Origin of the sequence: Bacillus sp. B-jedd (genome assembly GCF_000821085.1) — a bacterium.
In the GTDB taxonomy this organism is placed as follows: Bacteria; Bacillota; Bacilli; order Bacillales; family Cytobacillaceae; genus Bacillus_D.
The window spans coordinates 1,053,090-1,072,252 of the sequence record NZ_CCXR01000001.1; the positions used below are offsets into that span (position 1 = coordinate 1,053,090).

A 19,163-nucleotide genomic window follows, 5' to 3' on the forward strand; every position below is an offset into this window, starting at 1 on the left:
AAAATGTGCTTACCTTTGGGCCGAATTGGGAGACCAGAAGATGTGGCACAAATTATTGCTTTACTCGCCAGCGAAGAAGCAAGATGGATAACAGGCCAGATCATTCATTCGGAAGGGCGATTTCTTAGGAGTTAAGCAATTAAAGAAGGGTTTTGAAAAAAAGACCCTTTAAAATAGTAGGATAATTTGATGAAAGTTATAGTGGTTGAATACATGAAAGAATTGGCAGATGGTTTTATGGTTAAATTTACTTCGCCTTTTGGTACTGCTGAGGGAAAATGGATTGGTACTAAACCATTATTAGATTTCGAATATCATATAGAAATTGATATTCCAGAAGTACTTGAGTGGGGAAAGCAAATTGAAAATATTGGCGAGAAAATTAATCAGATAAAAAGTGTTGGTGAACATATTTATTTATCAGGAGTGTTAGAATCGGTTGCTGCTGATGGGTATTCAGTATTAAGAATAGGAAATAACATAGTTGTTTTTGAATTAACTAGAGCCAATTGTCCTATTGGTTCATTCGTGCAAATCGAAATAGATGAAATTCTATTGTTTGATACAGGAATTTAGAAGTATTTCTTATTAGCCATTACGGATTGACAACCATTAAAAGGTTCAAAATGAATTTTAAAAAATTCTGTTGGTTAAAGGAGAATGAGAATGAGAATGAAAAGCTTACTAAAATGGAGTTATTTTTTTGTGTTATTAGTTGGTATTTTAATAGGGTATTTTGGAATTCCTATGATCTCACGATTGTTCTATTAAATATAACTTTTAAGTTTTTAAATTCAAAGGAATAATCATCACACGCATTGAAAATTGAGGTGGATACCTTGCCAAAGATCGCACTCTTGACTGTCACTCACGACCCACAAGGGAAAAACATAGAACTTTTTAAAGAAATGCAAAATGGATTAGAAAATATTTATGATGAATTGTTTTTAACCATCAGTGATGAATCTTCAGTTGAGTCTATTAAGGAAATGGAGAAAAGTAAGTTTAATATAAAAATCATACCCAAAAAAGGAGCTGCCGAGGCAAGAAGGGAAGCTGTGAAATTTGGATTAAACGGGAAAAGTGACTTTTTCCATTATTGTGATTTTGACAGGCTCTTAACTTGGAGCAAAAGTTATTTTCGAGAACTAAAAAAGATTGTCTCAACTATACCTAGTCACGATTATTTGATTTTAGGTCGTACAGAAAGGGCTATGAATACCCATCCTCCCGAATGGATTGAAACCGAGAAAATCACCAATAAAGTTTGTTCCCTTGAACTGGGGATGGACGTAGACATCACTGCTGGATCCTGTTCATTTTCAAGAAATGCCGCTGAATATATTAACACGCATTCATGTGAAAAAATGACTGACTCCGAATGGGCAATGATTGCTCAAAGAATTGCGAAACTGAAGGTTGGTTATACAGAGGTGGATGGATTAGAGTACCACGAAGAAACCAATGGAATAAACAGGGATATTAGTGAGTCTGACAAATGGTTGGGAAGATTGAAGCTCGCATTTATTATAAGTGAAGCTGCAATTAGGACGGGAAAATGAGTAATTATTTTCTTCTTGAGCGAACTCTTTAGGGAGGGGGACCAGAGTAATTACCTGAATATCAAACCGGGTAGGAATGGTGGTGCAATTAAATAACCGGTTTCTGTAACTCTTCGAGATGCACTCTTTCCCCATATCTCAACCTTGGTTATGGAAAAATTGTTGAAATATCTGTATGTAGTGAGGTTTAAAGGATTGCTGTGAATGATCTCTTTAATAAAATACAGATTGCCCCCTCCCGTTTGAAAGGGAGGGGTATTCTAATTGCCTGTCCATTTACAGACTTTTTGCAAGTTATCTCAAAAAGTAACTGTATATCTAGATAAGAAAATATTGAATAATAAAGTTGCTGAAAAACAGAATGGCAATAAAATAAAGCATAGGGTGAACTTCTCTTCCTTTCCCTAGTAAAAGTTTTAATAATGGGTATAGGACAAAGCCAAATGCCATACCATCTGCGATGCTATAAGTTAATGGAATCAGGACAATTATTAATATTGCCGGGAAGCTCTCTGATAAGTCTTTCATTGAAATATGGACAATATTTTGGACCATAATCACACCTATTAAAATGAGAATAGGCGAAACTGCACTTGATGGAATAATTTTAATCACCGGTATAAACAAGACTGAGACGAGAAACAATATTCCGGTAACAATGGAAGTTAGTCCTGTCCTTCCACCAGCTGTTATTCCAGCTGCTGTTTCTACCGATGCAACAGTGGGACTCGTTCCGAATATGCCGGATGTTAACACCGAAATACTAGTAGCCTGCAAGGACTTCTTGCTATCTTCGAATCTATTTAACATCTTGTTGTGACCATGAATTAACCCAATATTTTCAAACACAACCACCATTGCAAGAGAGATTGAAGTTAGCCAGAAAACTATATTTCCTGATTGTGACCACGATAGTTGTCCAAAAACACTTGAGTATTCTTGAAAAGAAGGCAACGTAAAGGAAACCCCTTCAGGATTGGTCCCTCCTACCCAAATCGCTAACAACGATGTAATCAAAATGCTTAAAAGCAGGTTTCCAGGTACATTTTTAAGGAATAAAATGACCGTAATGATCAAACCAATAATGGTTGTAATTGCTGCGGGGCTGCTTAAATCTCCAATTGCAAGCAGAGTGTGCTCGGAATTCGTAATGATACCAGCATTGTCAAACCCTATTAAAATCAAAAGGATTCCAATCCCTATGTTTATGGCTTCCTTTAATGAATTAGGAATCGAGGTTGTTATTACATTAGCTATAGGTGTAAAAGCAATGACAACGAAAATCAGTCCTGTCACGAAAACCATTGCCAGGGCTTCCTGCCAAGTAAATCCCCCCGATTGAACGATTGTATAAGTAAACATCGCATTGAGCCCCATCCCCGGAACCAGGAGAATAGGGGCGTTACTCCAAAGTCCAATAATTAAACATCCGAAAAAACTAGTTAATATTGTCGCAATGATTCCTGCCTCCAACGGAATACCCGCTTCAGCTAAAATCGTAGCGTTGACAATAATGATATAGACCACGGTTATATATGAAATAAAACCTGCCGAAAGTTCTTTTGTAAGTGAAGTACCATGTTGTTGTAACTTAAATAGACGTTCCATGTTTATCTCCTTTTCTAGTCCAGCTCCTTTATCTGAGTGGAAGTCGCTCCAGTTTGTACGGCGATGACCAAGAGCTAGCGAGTCGTCCGTTATCGTAACATGGACACTTCTATATGAAAAATATATAATTTATATAAAAATCATATATTTTTTAAATAAAGGAAGAAGACAATGGACATTAAACAATTACGCTATTTTGTAGCCATAGCTGAAGAGAAAAATATAACAGCTGCCGCCAATCGGCTACATATGTCCCAGCCGCCTCTTAGCATCGTGTTGAAACAATTGGAGGATGAACTGGGGGTAAAATTAATCGAGAGAAATGGAAAGCGTATGGAGCTAACTGATAAGGGGCATTTGCTCTATCAAAGGGCCCAGCAGTTAGTAAATAGTTTTGAAGAAATTAAAAATGAATTAAGTGATATAGAAGAGGGGAAAAAGGGAGCGCTAACCATCGGGATAAACACATTGTCTGTTTCAAGTTTTTCAGAAATGATTCAATCCTTTCACCACCAGTACCCCCTTGTATCCTTAAAAATTGTTCAAAATGATTCCATTTATTTAGCCGAAATGGTTAAAAAACGGGTCATTGAAATGGCATTTGTACGCCTTCCTCTTGATCATCAAGATTTAATTTACCATCATCTAATTAATGAGCCTTTAATTTTCGTAAGTAAAAAAGAAGTTCAAAATATATCCTTAGAAGAGATTTCACACATGCCCCTTATTATTCCTAGTACAGAAGGCTTGGGTATATATAATACGATTCTTGAAGCTTTTACTAAGCAAAAGCTTCAACTGACAAAGATTGCAGAATGCTCTGATATGCAAGTTTTGATGGAATTGGTTAGGAGTGGAATGGGGGTAACAATTGTCCCAAAATCTGTTTTTGATGTGTATGGGACAAAAACACTTTACGGGACGCCAATAAATAATGCCAATATGATCTCTTCTCTAGGTCTCATTTGGCTTGAATATCATTACGTTTCTGCCCCCGCCAAAAATTTCATGAAAGTAGTAAAAGGATTATTATAGTCAATAATCAATTACTGCTTAAGCACAAATACTACTTTGTTTTTATAAAAAAGTTAGGGCTTGAGGGAATTCCCCCAAGCCCTTAGGTTTTATAATATTGCTTTTTTTCACTTTTAATCATTGCGGTTAGCATCTGCAAAAGCCGTAAACGCTTGCACCTACAATAATAAGTAAAATAAACAATACGACGATTAAGACAAATTCATTTCGATAACTAGGACAGCCATAACTGAAAACAGTTGGACATCCATAGCTATAAGCTGGACAGCCATAATCATAAGCAGGAGCTGTATAAACAGGCATTGGAGCCACATTTGGGGCAATATTTGGAGCAATATTTGGTGCCACATTCGGTGCAATATTTGGGGCGATGTTTGGTGCAACATTAGGGCCAAGATTTGGTGGCGCATTAAGGTTTGAATACATTATCACACTTCCCTTCATGTGAGGAATTACTTATATAATACTCCCATGGGTGGGTTTTGAGCCCGTCTATAAAAAAATGGGTGAATATCAGGGAATGTGAAATGACCGGATATTACAATGAATAATAAAGATAATGAGCATATGAAATGGAATTTTTGTTATGGTGTACTATTGGGCGCTGTATTTTGGATGTTCTATCGGTCAAACTAAAGTTTGCCGCTCTGTATAAATACTTAAAAGAAGGCCTTGTCACCAATTTTGTAATATAAGCTGATTTATGACTGTCCGGTCCTCTTTTTTCATTAAGAATCTGAATGATCTCTTCTGCGGTCCTTATGTTAAATCCATGTCCAAACAATTTTCCGTCCTCAAGAATAACTACGTTAAGCCCTCTGAACCATGGGGTCTTTCGATCAAAGTCAGGGTTATTCACGTACAAGACATCTCCAGGCAAAAAGTGTGTGGAATTAAAGGTGACGATCCCTAGGTCAGTGTCTGTATGCCAGCTATAAAGATACAGGTTTTGAAAAAGTGAATTAAATGATTCTTCGCCAATACTAAATAAAATGGCATGGTAATAGATGATTGGAATAGCTGTGGCACATTCAAATGCATACATGGAACTGTTTCGGAAGATATCCATAATGGCATCACCTGGCTGCACATCGGATCTTAAAAGAAACCCGCCTGTCTTAGTTAATTGCCAGTACTTTGGGTTGCAGCGAGCATATGCAAAAGTTGTGAACACTGCCTGGCTTTTGTCCATGACTTTCGCACTTTGGATTATGTTCTTACGGACTTTAAGTTCAAACAATAATTCATTCTGCGAATTATAAGAATACACGATGGAAGTATTCTGCATTTGTTGAATAATGGTTTTCTCAATACTCCCAAGCTGCCATTTTTCATTCTGTTTAAACGGGATCCCAGAGATTTTGATCATATTATCCCCCATCTCTATCCAACTTTTCATCTGCATTCATAACTAGCGTATTCCGATTTTTATTAATCATGTTAAGATTGATAAACAATAATGAGGGGTGCAAATCGAATTGTTATTTGCAGAAGTGTAGGAAAGGGAAAAGGATGAAAGATACTTAACTAAAAGTTTTTTAAAGCAATTTACCGAATGAATTTATTGGAGAGTTCATTGTTACTCAGCAATAAAATGGTGCGTTACTTTAAGAAGGACCATCAAACTGTGGTCCTCCTAAGTGAAAGCGCTCAGAAAAACTTGAGCGCTTTTTTATATGAAATATTAGTAACTTAATTTATCTATTGACCACGATATCAAAAAGGATTTTATTATTGCCCTTCGAACCTATGCCACTTAAAATCTTCGTTCTTAAATATATTTGTATCTTTGGGGTACCCAAGATAATAAAGTTTTTTTCCGTCTTTATTAAATGCAATGGGGTGAAGGGAGTCAATTTGTTCACTGAAAGGGAATAAGAAAGCAATGCGTTCTCCTTTGTTTATCTCCTTTCTTTTTAAGTTAGGCTCGATACCGGCCTCTATATAGGCGACTTCTTCGTCGTATGAAATTAGACTCAGCAAGGTGACTTCATCTTTTTCATTGGAAAAACTCATGCCTCCAACTGTTTGAATTTTATCTGAACTATATGGAGTATTGGTTGATGCATTACTGCGGAAAAACAAACCTGACCTCTCGGATAAAACGGTTTGATAGATCTTTTGTTTATCGCTCTTAAACAAAAAAATAACAGATGAACCTGTATCATAATGCTCCATTAACTCTGCATCTTTTGAAAGGAAAGTATTGCTTTTGGCAGCACTTAACGCCGTAAAACTATACCCATTAATAACGAATATCAATATGATTACCATTAACATCGGTACTCCGACTTTCAATTTCTTCATCTGTTAATCCCCCTTATAATAATTTCACTCCTTTTTTCAAAATAACCTTCAAGTTAAAAGAACATCTTTTCAAATTATTAACATTATTTTAACATGAATTTCCATTTTAATGATTGAAAATTTGAACTCTTGATAAATTCAACTACCTTGAATAATTTCAAATTTGAAAAATTTAGTTTCAGGTTTTATCATAGACGGTTATTTTGCGGGCTAATGTTTGTAATCTCACGTGGACATGGTATAACCAAATAGAGAGCTGAAATAAAGGAGACCACAAAATGCTTAAGGTGAATATGGAAAAGTATTTGAAAAATAACGAAGTGTTATATGCTGATGAGATTGAGTATGCCCAGAAGCAGGGTCTAATTGAAGAGGGAGCCGCGAGTGAAAAAAACTCTGCGGAGCGGTTTAACGACGCCTATATCGAGTTGAGTGACAAGGAAACAGAGCAAGTAGCGGCCAATGGCGGTACAGATATTTTGCAGCAGCCAATTTCCTATTTAAAGAAGAACATGAATCAGTTCATTTATGTGGAATCGAAATGGTTCGAGCTAGTGGACGTCGATGCGGTCGTTCTTGAGGTAGACGATGTTTTCCGGAATTACCAGGCGCTGCTCGGACTGAAGCTTCAGAAGAAATATGGGGATAGACTGAATGGACTTTTGCAGGAAAAGTTCTGTTTTGCAAAAACAGACTACAGCCTCATGTTTGACGGAGGCGAAGGAATCTGGAATTTCAACTTTTCTCTGGAGGCTTTGAAGGAATTCAATGAAGAGAAAACGATTAGCGAAACGCTTGGCCTTGTGTACAATTTTTTATTTACCTTGGCACAAGAAGTGGAAGTTTAATTCACAATACAGCAGAAAAGATTTTGCATAGGGGGCCAATCATGAAAAGAGTATATATTGCCGGTCCGTTTTTTAACGAAACGGAGCTCAAATATTTGGAAGAGGTAGAGGAGATTTTGCAGGAGAAAGGTTTGAAAATCTTCTCGCCGATGAGACACCCATTGGACAGCCAGGCTGAGTTTGGTACCCGCCAATGGTCAATTGAAACGTTTATGAAGAACTTGAAAAATATCAAGTGGGCTGAAATCATTGTTGGCATCTACCATGGGAACTATTCGGACAGCGGAACTGCCTGGGAGCTCGGTTACGGGTATGCCACGGACAAGCCTGTCATCGTTGTCCACGTCGGCGAAAACAGTAATCTAATGGTCCATGAAGGAGCGCATGCGAATATCACGCTGGATGAGCTGAGGGATTATGACTTTGGGGAGCTGGCGAGTTCTTTCTACACTGGTGAAATGCGCTGATGACAATTATGGTAACAACAGAAGTGAGTACACATAGCAAGGGACAATTACATGATTGAGACGGCGTATTTCTATACATTCTCCAGTTACGAAGGGGAACGTTCGCTAATGTTATTGGAGATGCGCTCGTTTTTCGGCTGCGATTCCCAGACTGGCTTGTTGGAAAGCCGAGTGAAAATAGACCCAAGCCGTAGTCCTTTCATAAAAGAAAGAGTTGCTGTGATTTGCCAGGGGAACAGCTTTGAAGAACTTCTTGAAGAAGTCAAAATCCTGCCGGCTTTCGAGGTGTCTTTTAAACTGAAGTACGTAAAGAGAGCCGGGATGGCAAAATCGCCGGAAGAGAGGCGTTCCATTGAAAAGGAACTCGGACTGCATATCGATGGGCGAGCTGATTTGCATGATCCGGACCGGGTTTTTGGCGTAATGAATCTGACTGATGGCCGATGGATATTTGGCGATTACGTTAAAAGTGAGCCGATCTGGCATCATCACCAGCAAAAGCCCCACAGCTATTCAACGGCTCTCAATACCCGAGTCGCCAGGGCTGTGGCGAATATTGCGATCCCTAAGCCGGAAGGAATCAAGGCGATTGATCCTTGCTGCGGAATTGGAACGGTATTGGTGGAAGCTTTATCAATGGGCATCGATATCGTGGGGAGCGACAGAAATCCACTCGTTCTTGGCGGGACACGGGAGAATATTGCGCACTTCGGCTATTCCTGTGAAGTGAAGCTAAAAGATATGCTCGACATCGTGAATCATTATGATGTGGCGATTATTGATATGCCATATAATCTATGCTCGGTCATCAGTCCCGAAGAGCAGCTCAAGATGCTTCAAAGCGCCCGTCAATTTGCTGAAAAAGCTGTTGTGGTTACCGTTGAACCGATTGACCACATTCTCATTGAGGCTGGATTTTCCATAATGGACCGGGCTGTTGTAAGAAAAGGTGCGTTCGAGAGGGAAGTTATTGTGTGTTACTGATAATGTAGGGCCATTTAAACGTAAAGTTCAAAAGAGATAACAGGGTCGATGGTCAAGGGAATAGGGGGGCTTTATATCATTTCTGAACTACATACGAATGAATTTTACAGATGTAAAAGGATGATCAATCAACAGGGACAATTAGAAGTAAAAGCTGTAATTGAAGGAATGAATCCAGGCCGTGTTTTTGTAGATAATGTAACTTCGCCTACTTCCGGGCTTGTCTGGCTGGGTAACAATGACGGATTTATTTTCATTGGAGATGAAGAAAATAATTCGCTCAATAACCAAATAAATGAGCTTATCGATACCGTTATCAAACCAGATGCAAAGAAAGTCGGGTTAAATTGGTTCGAAGGAATCGGTAATCATCCAAAATGGAATAAGGTTATTGAAAAGATGTTTGAACATCGTAAATTAGCAAGCTGGAACCAAAAGGTTTTTACCCTGCAAAATGAGTCCTATAAAACTGAGAATGAGCCAGCCATTGAACATGAATATGATGTTATTAAAATCAGTAAACATCTCTATGAAAATAACACAATTAAAAATATTGAATTTTTACACTCGAAAATTTCAGAGTTCTGGTCTTCGCCTGATGACTTCTTCAATAAGGGGATTGGTTATTGCATAGTTCATAACAATCTCATTGTTAGTGCCTGTTTTTCAGGCTTTGTCATGGAAAATGTCCATTGTGTGGATATTGAAACGTTGGAGTCATATAGAGGAAAGAAATTAGCCCAAAAGGCAGCCCATCACTTTGTCAAAGATTGTTTGGAAAATGATCAGGTCCCTTATTGGGATTGTATGGAAGACAATAAGCCTTCAATTGCAATTGCTGAAAATATCGGTTTTACAAATGTATTTAACTATAAAGGATATTATTTTCAATTAAATTGATATTCTACTTTATAAAAATCAGGAAAAACTGCTTGGAGTCCTTTGCTCCAAGCAGTTTTTTTGAAAAATGAGAGAATTTTCTGTAAAAATAAGTTGACTAAATGTAAAGCAAACCATACACTTAGTATATAAAACTTTACTTGTTGTAAAACAAAATGTACACGAGGTGAATTCATGACTTATCAGGAAAAGAAAAGTATTGTGTCGTTGGCCAGCACTATTCTCATTTTCGGAGCATATTGCCTTTACATGATTCCGCGCCATCCCGGTGGGGGACTGGAATCGCTTGAAACCTTTCGCTACTGGGGATCCTTCGTCCTCATCCTCACTTTGTATTCAATTGTTGCGCAGATTATTATCAGTATTATTTTTAACATTGTTTTTAGAATAACGACCCGGGAAAAGGAACCGGCATTTGAGGATGAACTGGATAAATTAATTGGCTTGAAAGCATTCCGTAATTCATTTTTTGTCTTTGTCATTGGGTTTCTTTTCGCAATGGGATCGCTAGTCGCCTATCAGCCTTCACAAGTAATGTTCATCATCCTCATCGCCTCCGGATTCCTCGCAGATGTAACGGGCTCAATGACAAAACTCCATCACTATAGGAAAGGAGTCTAACCGTGGGTAAAAATCTTGTCGGCAATCATATTCGCAAATTACGTTTCAATCATGATGAAATGACTCAGCAGCAATTGGCTGACAAGGCAGGCGTCACAAGACAGACAATCGTGGCACTCGAAAAGGGAAATTACTCCCCATCTCTGGAACTCGCCTTCCGCATTGCTCATGCCTTTAACTTGCCATTGGAAGAAGTATTCTTTTATGGAGAAGAACCAAAGCTGTAAGGCCAATTAAATATCTTGAAAGAAGGGGAGCAATTGGAGTCAAACAAGATAGCGGCAAAAATTGTCGGGGTGCTGTTTTTACTTGCAGCCGTTACTGCAGTCATCGGCCTTAAATTGTACGATCCAATCCTGATCGGTTCCGGTTACCTTGTGGAAGGAGCTGAACACGCCAACCGGATTGTATTAGGCGCGGTTATGGAACTGATGCTAGTTGTTTCAGCGATAGGGACTGCAACGGTGATGTTCCCAATCTTAAGAAAATATAATGAAACCATCGCACTATGGCATGTTTGCTTCAGATTCCTGGAAGCGATTGTTATAACTGTTGGAATCATTAGTGTGCTTGCCCTTCTGACTCTGAGCCGTGAATTCATAGCGGCGGGAGCCCCTGACCCCGCACCTTTTCAAAGTACTGGTATAGCTTTAATTGCCATCCATGACTGGACGTTTATGCTCGGACCCCTTTTCATGCTTGGCCTCAATACAATCATGTACAGTTATATTTTTTTCAAAACTAAACTCGTACCAAGGTTTATTGCAATCCTTGGCATCATCGGAGCCATATCAGTTTTCACCTGTTCCCTGTTGGTCATGTTCGGCGTGATCGAACAAATTTCTGTTTGGGGAGGACTATTGGCCCTGCCAGTGGCCGCAACTGAAATGATACTAGCTCTGTGGCTTCTGGTGAAAGGATTCAATGAACCGGCTTATGCTGTGCTTTCAGCCCGGAAGCGAGGCGGGAGTCACACAGCACAAGCTTAGATATACGCTGGGTAACTTTGAACTTGAATCAAAAGGTTATGAAAAGATATTTATAGAAATTAATAAAAACCAAGGGACACCCCATTTTTTAAAAGGGTGTCTCTTTTTTTCTGAGGTAAAATACCGAACAAAAAGTCTAGTTGTTACTAAAATTCCATTAACATATACAATCTAATATAGGATATAATTAATATAGAAAAATAAGGTAAAAATGTATGCGGATTTCAAATAAAAGGACAGATAGCGGGGGGAAGCGGTTGGGAAAAAAAATACTTCTTTCATGGCTGTGTATGATGCTCTTATTGCCAGGATTGGGCATGGCTAATACAAGTGCTGGCGGCATTTCGGTTTCAAGCGGCACGGGTGAACCATTAGGCCCATCTATTTTAGATTCGACAATTGGTCCAGCTGAAGCGCATGCGGGAGAAACGATTACCATTACTGCAAAACTTTCTGCACCAACTGATACTATCAAAAACGTCCAAGCACATCTTGCTGGAGAAACTGATGAACTCGTCGACATGGCCTACAATAAGGTAACTGACACATGGACAGGTACATATAGGATAAAAGATTACGATCATCAGGGTGTCTGGTATCTTCGTTTTTACCTATATAATGAAAATGATAATTACTGGTATAGATGGACAAAGAATTATATTACAGTCATAAACCCGAATGAAGACCGAGTGATGCCGGAAGTGTCAAGTCTTCAGATTGAACCTCAGCCGGTAGAGGCGGGTACATCGTTCAAGCTGACAGTAAAAGCGGTTGATAATATTGGGGTAAAGTCCATTAAAGCAGACTTTTTGAATCGTGAAGTGGAAGGATGGACAACTTACGGGCCGCGATTAACGTATGACAGCAAGCGCGACGAATGGACCGGATCATTTTTATTCGAGAAAAATACCGTTCCGGAAAAATGGACAGTTCGCCTTGCCGTGATGGACCTTGCCAATAATGAAAAAATTGTTTTGAAAGACTTCGAGCTTTCTAATCCGGATAGGGATATCACGCCTCCTAACGCAAATCAAATCAAGATAGACAAGCAAACCGTTTATCAGGGAGAAAACGTAAAAGTGACCGCGAAGATAACTGACGACAAATCAGGGGTTCGCTCTGCGACCTTCATGTATTGTAACAAGATTTGGAATTGCAATATAGCCACTTTACAAAAAAATAATGACACGGATTTATGGGAAATGTTGTTCCGGATATACGGGGATGTGGAACCTGGAAAATATTCTCTTATGATTCAGATGATTGATAATGCGAGCAATGTATCTTACGCTTATCTTCCGGAAACCCTGGAACTCATAAAAGACATTATTCCTCCTGCAAAACCTGTCCTCCTCCATGAGGTGACAAATCGCAGTAAAGTCATAAGGGGAACAACAGAAGCTTTTGCAGCGGTAGGAATTTTTATAGGGACAAGGGAAATCGCCCACCTATCCGCTGATGAAGATGGATCTTTCTGGGCGGATATACCCCTACAGGCACCCGGAACGAAAATCAGCATCACGGCGACGGACATTGTTGGAAACGTAAGTCTGCCGACAGTCGTAACGGTGAAGGATGTCATACCGCCCGCTATTCCGGTGGTGAATGCGGTCACCAACAAGGCAACCAACGTTTCAGGGAAAACGGAAAAGGCTGCGACTGTCACGGTGAAAGTCGGCACCAAAACATTTTCAGCCAAAGCGGACACGAACGGATATTATAAAATCACGATTCCTGTTCAAAGTGCAGGGACAAAACTGTACGTTTCTGCAAAAGATGGAGCGGGGAATGTTAGCCCGGCAAAAACGATGACCGTCACAAAGGTGGCCCCAAATATTCCGGTCGTCAATGCAGTGAACAATAAAGCGGTTGCTGTGACAGGGAAAGCGGAAGCAAATTCCGTTGTTTCTATAAAACTCGGTTCGAAAACCTATTCTGGCAAAACCGATGCGAAAGGAAACTTTAAGGTTTCCATCCCGGTAACTAATGCCGGAACTGTTCTATCGGTTACCGCGAAAGATCGTTCTGGAAGAATCAGCTATGCACGGAGTGTGACCGTTGTCAGAGTCGCCCCGAACCGACCTGTTGTGAACGCAGTCAGAACGTATTCAACCACAGTAACGGGCAAAACAGAAAAAAATGCAGTCGTCACCGTTAAGATCGGAAGAAGAACCTATACAGCCAAAGCCAATGCGTATGGAAATTTCCAAGTCCGCATTCCTAAACAAAGGAAGGGCACAGTGATTAATGTGAACGCGAAAGATGCCAAAGGAGCTGTCAGTACGACAGCCAGTGTGAAGGTTTACTAGTTTGGTCACCATTTAAATGTTGTAATTGGAATAAACTAGTCTTTGAAAATGGGCAAAATAAAAACATAATCGGGGCAGGAACCAGGTATAATCCTGGTTCCTGTCCCGATTTTTTGACATCTGGGGCAGACGCGAAATTGGGTAATGATAATAAAACTTGAGCAGAGCTCAGCTTTTGATGGGTACAATCAGGTTGTTTGCATCGCTAACCTTGGGTACCGATTCTCTCCAGCACGCCTTCCCAATGGAGCTTCATTTCTTCTCTGGCAAGCTCGTCAGGAAGATTTTCCTGATGGAAACTGATCGTTGTTTTCCCATCGTTCTTTGGAATGATCCGAACTTGAATCGTAGAAGCTTTCTCCCATCCTGATTTTTTCCAAGTAAGCCGGAGCTGCTCGTGCAGTTTAACGATTCGGAACTCACCTTCACCAGTAGTTGAAGCGTATTTTCCCCCTTGCTTAAGGTCGAAATGTTCACTTTCCCCCAGGCAGCTATTCAAACCTGCATTAGAAGCCAGAAGCTCCCATGCGATTTCCTGAGAAATGAAAATGTTCTTCTAACACCAATTTGAAAGCCAACGGATTTAGTTCGCCCTACAACATGATCATTACTCATTATGTCACCCCGTATTCAAATCTTTTTGAAAACTCAACTGAAACATTCTAGAGTTACTTATTTCAATCCTTTAAGTACCCAGAAAAAAAAAAGAGAACCAATATCGGTTCTCTCAAAACGTTTCTGTTTACCTCGATCAGCCTTACTTGTTTCCAAATTCACCAGAAAATTGTTTTACGACTGCTTGAATTTCACCTAGTCTTTCTGGCTTAATCAAGCTGATCATTTTAGGGACAAATTCTAGAATATCTTCCTGTGAGAAAGTTCCCTCATCTTGTTTCCGGAAGTTTTCCAGAAGGATTGCTCTTGCTTCCTCTTCCTTGCCTTCCTGTACTCTTTGCAAAATAAAATTCAAAAACATTTCTTGTCCTTGCTTATCCATATGTACCGCCTCCAAAAAAAGTAAATGTGTATCCTTAATCGTTCTTTAAGGTATTTTACCACCAAAACGTTTCATATCATAATGTTTGAATAAAGAAGTGCGGACCCCAAAACAAAAAGCGAATGGATTTTAATGTAAAGCAATAGGGTAATAAGATTAGGAAAGAAAGAACGTGGGGATGTTAAAAAAACCAAGTCGACAATATTTATTGTTTGTATGCTTTTTCAAAAAGGGTGAATCAAAAATGGAGAGCGACAATATTTTGAATCAAAAAAAATTAGTTGGTGAAAAGGCAGCAGAGTATATCGAAGATGGAATGGTCGTTGGACTTGGCACAGGGTCGACGGTATATTACACGATAACCAAACTTGCACAACTAGTGAAGAAGGGATTATCGATTAGAGGAATTCCCACCTCGGTCCAAACTGAGGAAATGGCAAAAAAATTAGGCATCCCCCTGGCCACCTTTAAGGAAATTGATGAAATTGATATCGCAATTGATGGAGCGGATGAATATGATCCTCGCTTCAACTTGATTAAAGGTGGGGGCGGCGCGCTTTTAAGAGAGAAAATTATCGCCAATGCTGCTAAGAAGTTTATAGTCGTAGCTACTCCAGACAAGCGAGTTGAAAAATTAGGCCAATTTCCGCTTCCGGTAGAAGTGGTTCCTTTTGGCGCGGAAATCACCAAGAAGCAATTACTTGTATTTGGATGTGAGCCTCAACTCCGTCAATATCAAGGCGGTTCTTTTAAGACAGATAACGGGAATTTCATTTTAGATTGCAGATTCGGGGAAATATCACGGCCACAATCCTTAGCGGAAAAGCTAAATAGAATTCCTGGAGTAGTCGAACATGGTCTATTTATCGATAGGACAGATATCCTCATCACATTGGATCAAACCGGTTCCATTATCGTTCAAAATCCTAAGTGAACGCTATGAAATCAAGAAATCAAACTTGGTTTTTTTAAAGAATGGAGAAACCAATAGCTCATTATATTTTGCAAAAACCAAACAGCACTTTCCGAATCACGGGGAAGGTGCTGTTCGTTTTTGTCCAAAGTTTTCCTTAGGTGGTACCTCGATTAATATAAATCTAGTAATATAAATGGTAGGCCACGCAGGGAAGTGACAATAAGAATGAAGAAACGGAATACGATGGAATTTAAGATGAAGACATATTTTTCAATTGTCTTCTTCATCCTGATTATCGTGTTTGGGCTTATTATTATGCAGTATAGCAGTAAGCGCTATCAGGATCAGAGCTATCAATATTTGCGGAATACAGTCGAATTGAACATACGGTTATTGGATAAATATTTTAGCAGCTTGCAAAATGTGGCGATGCTTATTGTAAGTGGCCAGGATGTGAGGACGGCGGTTGCCTATCGCAATCAGCACAAAGATATTGACTATTCGATTGAACTGTATAATCAGCGAAACGCGGATGAGGCACTCCAGCATCTGAAAACAGTCCCTTATATAAAAAATGCCGTCATCATTGGCAGTGACGGGAAAGCGCTCTATTCGTATAAAGAGCATGTGAATGAGAATTACAATTTTGGGAAGCAGGAATGGTTTAAACAGATTAAGAATATGGAGGAAACCTCCATTAGAAATAGTTATTTTACCGGTTTTCACCCGTCCGATTATCTCGTCAATGGCAAAGGGGCCGATACGATTTCGATGGTCACGCCGGTTCAAAATAAGTTAGCCTTTGATTTCAAAAACAATTCCTATCTAATCTGCGACGTAGATCTTTCTCCTCTTCTACTTGCGAATACGGGGAGGGAGGAAGTGCAGCTCGCGATTAATAATGGAACAGAGTGGATTCATTTACCGGAGTCTAAAGAAGTCTCAAATAGTCAGTTGAATAAGATTAAGAACAAGCTTGATCATGGCGAGGATTATTTTGTCATAAAGGGCAAGGGTTCGAAGGAACAAGATTTATTGGTGGTGACGGCCACTACGGATACAGATGGATGGAATATTGTTGGGATTAAAAGCCTGAAAGATCTGCAGGATACTAAATTTACCGTATTATTATTTATTATCGGGACGCTGCTTGTTTCCGGTGTGATTATTACATTCATCTCCGGAATCCTTTCAAAAACCATTTTGAATCCTGTTAATCAGTTGGTTCGGAGCTTTAATAGAATCACAATCGGCGACTATGCGGTTTCCTTCCCGGAAAACAGCACGGAAGAAATAGCGGTGCTTTCCAAAACGGCGGAAAACATGATCCAAAATTTGCTGCGGCTATCGGATAAGCTTTTGCAGGAAGAGAAAAAGCTCTCGGAAGCACAATTGCGTGAGCTGCAAAATCAAATTAACCCGCATTTCTTGAATAATGTTTTACAGTCCATAAAAGCGCTCGCGGTGAATGGAGAAGCGGAAAAGATTTCAAAGGTTACGACATTATTAGGCAAAATGCTGTCATATTCGGTTTATCAGCCTTACGAAAAGGTGCCACTTGAGACGGAATTGCAATACACTGAACATTATATTTTAATTCAAAATGTCCGTTTTGAAGACAGGATTTTTTATTCGATAGATTGCGACCAAGAGTTAGCAGACATCATGGTTCCGAAACTTATTATTCAGCCAATCGTTGAAAATGCCTTAAAGCATGGATTCAAGAACCGTGAAACAGGCTTTTTAACGATTAATGTTGAAAGGGACGAATCTGATATTTGCATCATTATTACGGATAATGGGAGCGGCATGGAAGAGGGATTAGTTAGCAAAATGAATGAGGAATTTGCTTATAAAAATTCCTATTCACCGCAAAGAAGCATAGGCCTTCTGAATGTAAATCAACGGATCAGAAGCGAGTTCGGGGCATCCTATGGCCTGAAATTGATTTCCAGGAACAATAAGGGGACAAGTGTAATCATCACTCTTCCATCCATTAGCTAAGGGGGAATGCATATGCTGAAAGTATTATTAGTGGATGATGAATTGCTGACAATCCGGATGTTGCAGAGTTTAATAGATTGGAAAAAATTCAACCTGGAACTGATTGGCTACGCCCAGGATGGAGTTGAAGCCTACAGTGCATTCTTAAAAGATGAACCGGATATCATCATAACGGATATCCAGATGCCTAATATGACCGGTCTTGAGTTTATTAAGAAAGTAAAAACGATTAATAAAGAGACCGAAATCATCTTAGTAAGTGCCCATGGTGATTTTTCAAATATCCAAACAGCGCTGAAACTTGGCTGCTCTGATTATATTTTGAAACCAATCGATGAGGAAGAATTAAATGACGCGATCAAGAGAGTTTTAGGCAAAATTGATGGTGAAAACGAACAGCGCCGCATCGTGGATAAAAGCCAGACTCAACTGAAAAAGCTCGAGCTCCGCAATTATATGAAAATGGGAATGCATACAGGCCATAAAAGTAAGCTCGAAGAATTTCCGTTTAATTTTGGCCACTATCATATTCTCAATTTGGAAATAAACCATACGACGATTGATGAATTTGTTGCGATGCAAAGTATTGAAGCGTTGCAAATGGGGTACATCAACCGGATCATGGAGGACGTACTTGCAGACTATGAGTCGATTCAATTTGAATTTGAGGAAAATTCATGGACAATCCTGCTGTCTGGTCTCGAGCAGGAAAATCTCATCAGCTTATGCCAAGAATTGGTGGCGATCTTAAAGAACCAATTCAATATCAATGTGAAAGCCTGTTTTAGTAAGTCAGTCAAAGGGTTGGAAGAGCTGCCCCACCAATATAAACAAATAAAACTGCTAAGCCGTTATAATTTTTACCTCGATTCGGAAGATGTATTGGGTTATGACTATAATTGCAACGAAGACGATTTTATCCAAATCCAAAGCCGTACCTTGGCAAAAGAATTGGAGGATGCCTTGGAAGCAGAGGATCTTACTAATTCAGGCAAAATTCTATCGGAAGTATTTCAGTTGTCAAAAAATATCAACCCGGTCGAGCTGGACCTGATTTATGAAATTTGTTTTGAAATAATCGTTGTCTTAAAGAAAATCATTTCGACGCAAAGTGAAAAAACTGAAAAAATGGCGGAAATATTAACGATATCGTATCAGGATTTAAGGGAACTAACCTCGTTAAAAAGCCTTCAGAATTTCATGTGGCAGAGGATAGAGGAAACATTCAATCAGGAAAACGTTGTGAAGAAGCAATATAGCCAACTCGTTGAAGACAGTCTCGAAATCCTGGAGAACCATTATAATCAAAGCCTTTCGCTCGAGGACATTTGCAATCAAATCGCAGTAAGCAAAAATTACTTCTGCTATTTATTTAAACGGGAAGTAGGAATCAGCTTATGGCAGTATCTGACGGATTTAAGGCTCAAAAAGGCAAAGGAGCTTTTGCTTAAAACCGACTTAAAGAGCTATGAAATATCCTTCCAGGTTGGCTATGATAACCCGAGCTATTTCTCCATGCTCTTTAAAAAGTATGAAAGCATGACGCCGAACGAATACAGGAAGCGGCATCAGAGCCAGATTCTGAAACAGTAATATAGTTGTAGAAGACGATAACT

19 protein-coding genes and 2 pseudogenes are annotated in these 19,163 nt (G+C 39.4%); 15 read left to right on the forward strand and 6 right to left on the reverse strand.

The window, feature by feature from the left end:
• Window positions 1-12: 12 nt before the first annotated feature.
• The 3 genes and pseudogenes from BN1002_RS23175 to BN1002_RS05425 all read left to right on the forward strand — a co-directional run.
• A pseudogene (locus BN1002_RS23175) lies at window positions 13-135 on the forward strand (SDR family oxidoreductase); the annotation flags it as partial.
• Window positions 136-189: 54 nt separating this feature from the next.
• On the forward strand, window positions 190-576 hold the full coding sequence (locus BN1002_RS05415) for a hypothetical protein (RefSeq protein ID WP_048824005.1): 387 nt from the start codon (window positions 190-192) through the stop codon (window positions 574-576).
• Between the two features lie 263 nt (window positions 577-839).
• On the forward strand, window positions 840-1,562 hold the full coding sequence (locus BN1002_RS05425; protein WP_048824007.1) for a hypothetical protein: 723 nt from the start codon (window positions 840-842) through the stop codon (window positions 1,560-1,562).
• 318 nt (window positions 1,563-1,880) lie between these two features.
• Here the strand turns inward: BN1002_RS05425 and BN1002_RS05430 are convergent, their stop codons facing one another.
• Complete coding sequence (locus tag BN1002_RS05430; protein WP_048824009.1) at window positions 1,881-3,170, reverse strand: NCS2 family permease; 1,290 nt, start codon at window positions 3,168-3,170, stop codon at window positions 1,881-1,883.
• A 171-nt stretch (window positions 3,171-3,341) separates the two neighbouring features.
• Between BN1002_RS05430 and BN1002_RS05435 the strand changes: the two genes are divergently transcribed.
• Complete coding sequence (locus BN1002_RS05435) at window positions 3,342-4,205, forward strand: LysR family transcriptional regulator (protein WP_048824011.1); 864 nt, start codon at window positions 3,342-3,344, stop codon at window positions 4,203-4,205.
• Window positions 4,206-4,331: 126 nt separating this feature from the next.
• On the opposite strand, the pseudogene BN1002_RS24460 reads toward BN1002_RS05435, so the two are convergent.
• From BN1002_RS24460 to BN1002_RS05450, 3 genes and pseudogenes are all read right to left on the reverse strand, one after another.
• Window positions 4,332-4,418 (reverse strand): annotated as a pseudogene (locus BN1002_RS24460) (YjcZ family sporulation protein); the annotation flags it as partial.
• A gap of 325 nt (window positions 4,419-4,743) precedes the next feature.
• The gene (locus BN1002_RS05445) at window positions 4,744-5,574 is read right to left on the reverse strand and encodes a protein-glutamine gamma-glutamyltransferase (protein ID WP_048824013.1); all 831 of its coding nucleotides are present in this window, start codon (window positions 5,572-5,574) and stop codon (window positions 4,744-4,746) included.
• Window positions 5,575-5,936: 362 nt separating this feature from the next.
• Window positions 5,937-6,512: a hypothetical protein gene (locus BN1002_RS05450; protein WP_048824014.1), complete on the reverse strand. Its 576-nt coding sequence runs from the start codon at window positions 6,510-6,512 to the stop codon at window positions 5,937-5,939.
• A 278-nt stretch (window positions 6,513-6,790) separates the two neighbouring features.
• Between BN1002_RS05450 and BN1002_RS05455 the strand changes: the two genes are divergently transcribed.
• The 8 genes from BN1002_RS05455 to BN1002_RS05490 all read left to right on the forward strand — a co-directional run bounded on the left by BN1002_RS05455 (window position 6,791) and on the right by BN1002_RS05490 (window position 13,630).
• Complete coding sequence (locus BN1002_RS05455; RefSeq protein WP_048824015.1) at window positions 6,791-7,360, forward strand: hypothetical protein; 570 nt, start codon at window positions 6,791-6,793, stop codon at window positions 7,358-7,360.
• 41 nt (window positions 7,361-7,401) lie between these two features.
• Window positions 7,402-7,827, forward strand: a complete 426-nt coding sequence (locus BN1002_RS05460; RefSeq protein WP_048824016.1) for a nucleoside 2-deoxyribosyltransferase — start codon at window positions 7,402-7,404, stop codon at window positions 7,825-7,827.
• Window positions 7,828-7,878: 51 nt separating this feature from the next.
• Entirely contained in the window at window positions 7,879-8,811 is a 933-nt protein-coding gene (locus tag BN1002_RS05465; RefSeq protein WP_048824017.1) for a TRM11 family SAM-dependent methyltransferase, read from the forward strand.
• Between the two features lie 75 nt (window positions 8,812-8,886).
• Window positions 8,887-9,711, forward strand: a complete 825-nt coding sequence (locus BN1002_RS05470; RefSeq protein ID WP_048827763.1) for a GNAT family N-acetyltransferase — start codon at window positions 8,887-8,889, stop codon at window positions 9,709-9,711.
• A gap of 174 nt (window positions 9,712-9,885) precedes the next feature.
• Window positions 9,886-10,332, forward strand: coding sequence for a hypothetical protein (locus BN1002_RS05475; RefSeq protein WP_048824018.1), 447 nt, complete (start codon window positions 9,886-9,888; stop codon window positions 10,330-10,332).
• 2 nt (window positions 10,333-10,334) lie between these two features.
• Entirely contained in the window at window positions 10,335-10,559 is a 225-nt protein-coding gene (locus BN1002_RS05480) for a helix-turn-helix transcriptional regulator (RefSeq protein WP_048824019.1), read from the forward strand.
• 33 nt (window positions 10,560-10,592) lie between these two features.
• Window positions 10,593-11,321 carry a DUF4386 domain-containing protein gene (locus tag BN1002_RS05485; protein WP_048827765.1) on the forward strand — a complete coding sequence of 243 codons (729 nt, stop codon included), beginning with the start codon at window positions 10,593-10,595 and terminating at the stop codon, window positions 11,319-11,321.
• Between the two features lie 257 nt (window positions 11,322-11,578).
• Window positions 11,579-13,630: an Ig-like domain-containing protein gene (locus BN1002_RS05490; RefSeq protein WP_197072746.1), complete on the forward strand. Its 2,052-nt coding sequence runs from the start codon at window positions 11,579-11,581 to the stop codon at window positions 13,628-13,630.
• A 205-nt stretch (window positions 13,631-13,835) separates the two neighbouring features.
• Here BN1002_RS05490 and BN1002_RS05495 read toward each other — a convergent pair whose 3' ends face one another.
• Window positions 13,836-14,129, reverse strand: coding sequence for an SRPBCC domain-containing protein (locus BN1002_RS05495; protein ID WP_331386298.1), 294 nt, complete (start codon window positions 14,127-14,129; stop codon window positions 13,836-13,838).
• A 258-nt stretch (window positions 14,130-14,387) separates the two neighbouring features.
• On the reverse strand, window positions 14,388-14,627 hold the full coding sequence (locus BN1002_RS05500) for a hypothetical protein (RefSeq protein WP_048824021.1): 240 nt from the start codon (window positions 14,625-14,627) through the stop codon (window positions 14,388-14,390).
• 262 nt (window positions 14,628-14,889) lie between these two features.
• Here BN1002_RS05500 and rpiA point away from each other — a divergent pair, with 262 nt between their 5' ends.
• The 3 genes from rpiA to BN1002_RS05515 all read left to right on the forward strand — a co-directional run bounded on the left by rpiA (window position 14,890) and on the right by BN1002_RS05515 (window position 19,140).
• Window positions 14,890-15,561, forward strand: coding sequence for a ribose-5-phosphate isomerase RpiA (gene rpiA, locus BN1002_RS05505; RefSeq protein ID WP_048827766.1), 672 nt, complete (start codon window positions 14,890-14,892; stop codon window positions 15,559-15,561).
• A 207-nt stretch (window positions 15,562-15,768) separates the two neighbouring features.
• Window positions 15,769-17,547 carry a sensor histidine kinase gene (locus tag BN1002_RS05510; protein WP_048824023.1) on the forward strand — a complete coding sequence of 593 codons (1,779 nt, stop codon included), beginning with the start codon at window positions 15,769-15,771 and terminating at the stop codon, window positions 17,545-17,547.
• Between the two features lie 12 nt (window positions 17,548-17,559).
• A complete protein-coding gene (locus BN1002_RS05515; RefSeq protein WP_048824025.1) occupies window positions 17,560-19,140 on the forward strand; it encodes a response regulator transcription factor in 1,581 nt (526 codons plus the stop codon).
• The last annotated feature ends 23 nt before the right edge of the window (window positions 19,141-19,163 follow it).

Coding starts and splice junctions, on each gene's coding strand:
- BN1002_RS05430 (WP_048824009.1), bottom strand. CDS start 3,170: ATGGAACGTCTATTTAAGTTACAACAACATGGTACTTCACTTACAAAA.
- BN1002_RS05415 (WP_048824005.1), top strand. CDS start 190: ATGAAAGTTATAGTGGTTGAATACATGAAAGAATTGGCAGATGGTTTT.
- BN1002_RS05435 (WP_048824011.1), top strand. CDS start 3,342: ATGGACATTAAACAATTACGCTATTTTGTAGCCATAGCTGAAGAGAAA.
- BN1002_RS05500 (WP_048824021.1), bottom strand. CDS start 14,627: ATGGATAAGCAAGGACAAGAAATGTTTTTGAATTTTATTTTGCAAAGA.
- BN1002_RS05465 (WP_048824017.1), top strand. CDS start 7,879: ATGATTGAGACGGCGTATTTCTATACATTCTCCAGTTACGAAGGGGAA.
- BN1002_RS05460 (WP_048824016.1), top strand. CDS start 7,402: ATGAAAAGAGTATATATTGCCGGTCCGTTTTTTAACGAAACGGAGCTC.
- BN1002_RS05515 (WP_048824025.1), top strand. CDS start 17,560: ATGCTGAAAGTATTATTAGTGGATGATGAATTGCTGACAATCCGGATG.
- BN1002_RS05450 (WP_048824014.1), bottom strand. CDS start 6,512: ATGAAGAAATTGAAAGTCGGAGTACCGATGTTAATGGTAATCATATTG.
- BN1002_RS05510 (WP_048824023.1), top strand. CDS start 15,769: ATGAAGAAACGGAATACGATGGAATTTAAGATGAAGACATATTTTTCA.
- BN1002_RS05445 (WP_048824013.1), bottom strand. CDS start 5,574: ATGATCAAAATCTCTGGGATCCCGTTTAAACAGAATGAAAAATGGCAG.
- BN1002_RS05455 (WP_048824015.1), top strand. CDS start 6,791: ATGCTTAAGGTGAATATGGAAAAGTATTTGAAAAATAACGAAGTGTTA.
- BN1002_RS05475 (WP_048824018.1), top strand. CDS start 9,886: ATGACTTATCAGGAAAAGAAAAGTATTGTGTCGTTGGCCAGCACTATT.